Raw genomic sequence first — 2,713 nt, 5'->3', positions numbered from 1 at the left:
TTTCACGGCCCACGAAGAGCGGCACGATCATATGCGGGAACACGACGATATCGCGCAGTGGGAGGACTGCGAAAACGCCGTCGCCGGAAGCCTTGGATATCTTGGCCATTGTCCAACCTTTCATGTCGCGGCCGCTTATTTTAGCCAACCGCGAATCTCATATTAACGACCGAGTGTCGTTCCGCCTACCACCGTTTGTGACGGGAGTTTTACAGCACAGAATTCGGCGCCTCGGCCTTCTGCTGTTAGGTGGATGCAGCCGGGGCAAAGATCAAGGGTTAACACTGTCGCTCGACCCGTTCCATCGCATATCCGCGCCCCGTTGACAGCAAAACGGCGCCACGCGGGCGCCGTTCCATGAAAATGACGGGTCCAGTGCCATTTCAGGCGCTGACATTGCCCTTCTTTTCCTTCTGCTCGGAATATATGTAGAGCGGCCTTGCGTTGCCGGACACCACCTCTTCCGAAATCACCACTTCGCGCACGCCTTCCAGCGCCGGAAGCTCGAACATCGTATCGAGCAGGATCGCTTCCATGATGGAGCGCAGGCCGCGCGCGCCGGTCTTCCGCTCGATCGCGCGCTTGGCGATCGCCGACAGCGCGTTCTCGTGGAAGGTCAGATCGACATTCTCCATCTCGAACAGCCGCTGATACTGCTTGACCAGCGCGTTCTTCGGCTCCGTCAGGATCTGGATCAGCGCCGGCTCATCGAGGTCTTCCAGCGTCGCCAGGACCGGCAGACGGCCGACGAATTCCGGGATCAGGCCGAATTTCAGCAGATCCTCGGGCTCGACCTGGCGGAACAGGTCGCCGGTGCGGCGATCCTCCGGCGAGGCCACGGTCGCGCCGAAGCCGATCGAGGTCTTGCGGCCGCGATCCGAGATGATCTTGTCGAGGCCCGCGAAGGCGCCGCCGCAGATGAACAGGATGTTGGCGGTGTCGACCTGCAGGAACTCCTGCTGCGGATGCTTGCGGCCACCCTGCGGCGGCACCGAGGCGACCGTGCCTTCCATGATCTTCAGAAGCGCCTGCTGAACGCCCTCGCCCGACACGTCGCGGGTGATCGAGGGATTGTCCGACTTGCGCGAGATCTTGTCGATTTCATCGATATAGACGATGCCGCGCTGGGCGCGCTCGACATTGTAGTCGGCCGACTGCAACAGCTTCAGGATGATGTTCTCGACGTCCTCGCCGACATAGCCTGCCTCGGTCAGCGTCGTGGCGTCGGCCATGGTGAAGGGCACGTCGATGATGCGGGCGAGCGTCTGCGCCAGCAGCGTCTTGCCGCAGCCGGTCGGGCCGATCAGCAGGATGTTCGACTTTGCCAGCTCGACGTCGTTGTTCTTGCCGGCATGCGCGAGGCGCTTGTAGTGGTTGTGCACCGCCACCGACAGCACGCGCTTGGCGTAGGGCTGGCCGATGACATAGTCGTCGAGGACCTTGAGGATCTCCTGCGGGGTCGGCACGCCCTCGCGCGACTTCACCATCGAGGTCTTGTTCTCCTCGCGGATGATGTCCATGCAGAGCTCGACGCACTCGTCGCAGATGAAGACGGTCGGTCCGGCGATCAGCTTGCGGACTTCGTGCTGGCTCTTGCCGCAAAACGAGCAGTAAAGCGTGTTCTTTGAATCACCGCCGCCGTTGCTGACCTTGCTCATTTTTCTGTCCTTTCACCAACGCCCGCCGATGGTCTGGCTTTCAGTGACGTCTCACCAATCTATCGCGGGAATCCGCCCCCGCCAGTGTCCCGGCTCACACAGCGCATTCTGTACGAAACACGAAATCAGAAAACGCGGCAATGATTCGCTGCAACCCCATTCAAAGCTAAGCCGTCGAAAATCAACATAGCCTTAACGTAGGCAATCCCAACGCCTGAGGGAACAGCCAAATGTGGCCGAAATGCCGCAAGCCGCGCCAAAACCGAGTTATGCTGTCGTTTGTTGCCGAAATCAGGCTGAAGCCGTGGCTGTCTCGGCGGCCTCGCGGCTCGAGATGACCTTGTCGATCAGACCGAAATCCCGGGCCTCGTCCGCGGTCATGAAGTGGTCGCGGTCGAGCGTCCGCTCGATCTCCTCATAGCTCTTGCCGGTATGCTTGACATAGACCTCGTTCAAGCGGCGCTTCAGCTTGATGATGTCCTGCGCATGACGTTCGATGTCCGACGCCTGACCCTGGAAGCCACCGGACGGCTGGTGGACCATGATCCGGGCGTTCGGCGTGGCGAAACGCATGTCCTTGTGGCCGGCGGTCAGAAGCAGCGACCCCATCGAGGCGGCCTGACCGATGCAGAGCGTCGACACGGCCGGTTTGATGAACTGCATGGTGTCGTAGATCGCCATGCCCGAGGTGACGACGCCGCCCGGCGAATTGATGTAGAGGTTGATTTCCTTCTTGGGGTTCTCCGCCTCGAGGAACAAAAGCTGTGCACAAACCAGCGTCGCCATCCCGTCCTCGACCGGACCGGTGATGAAGATGATGCGTTCCTTCAAGAGGCGCGAGAAAATGTCATAGGCGCGCTCGCCGCGATTGGTCTGCTCGACCACCATCGGAACGAGGTTCATGTAGGTTTCAACGGGGTTCTTCATGGACTACCCTTGTTGGAGATGGATTTCCGGCACCTTGTTATACGAGCAATGGCGCGGAATCGTTCTGGATCGGTTACGACCTAAATAGGATGCCGGCTCACCCTAGCGCAAGGCCGCCTCTCCTAGCC

The 2,713-nt window shown here is 60.3% G+C and carries 2 protein-coding genes; both read right to left on the bottom strand.

All coding sequences use genetic code 11. The features are described from left to right. Positions 1–383: 383 nt before the first annotated feature. Positions 384–1,658 (bottom strand): ATP-dependent Clp protease ATP-binding subunit ClpX, encoded by a 1,275-nt coding sequence (gene clpX / locus EOA27_RS30920; RefSeq protein WP_040981372.1) that lies wholly within the window; start codon positions 1,656–1,658, stop codon positions 384–386. Between the two features lie 291 nt (positions 1,659–1,949). Next, positions 1,950–2,585, bottom strand: a complete 636-nt coding sequence (gene clpP, locus EOA27_RS30915; protein WP_126082438.1) for an ATP-dependent Clp endopeptidase proteolytic subunit ClpP — start codon at positions 2,583–2,585, stop codon at positions 1,950–1,952. Positions 2,586–2,713: the final 128 nt, after the last annotated feature.

This window comes from Mesorhizobium sp. M2A.F.Ca.ET.037.01.1.1, from assembly GCF_003998075.1.
GTDB lineage: Bacteria > Pseudomonadota > Alphaproteobacteria > Rhizobiales > Rhizobiaceae > Mesorhizobium.
Note: the sequence above shows the minus strand (reverse complement) of the source record. Positions and strands in the feature narration are given on the sequence as shown.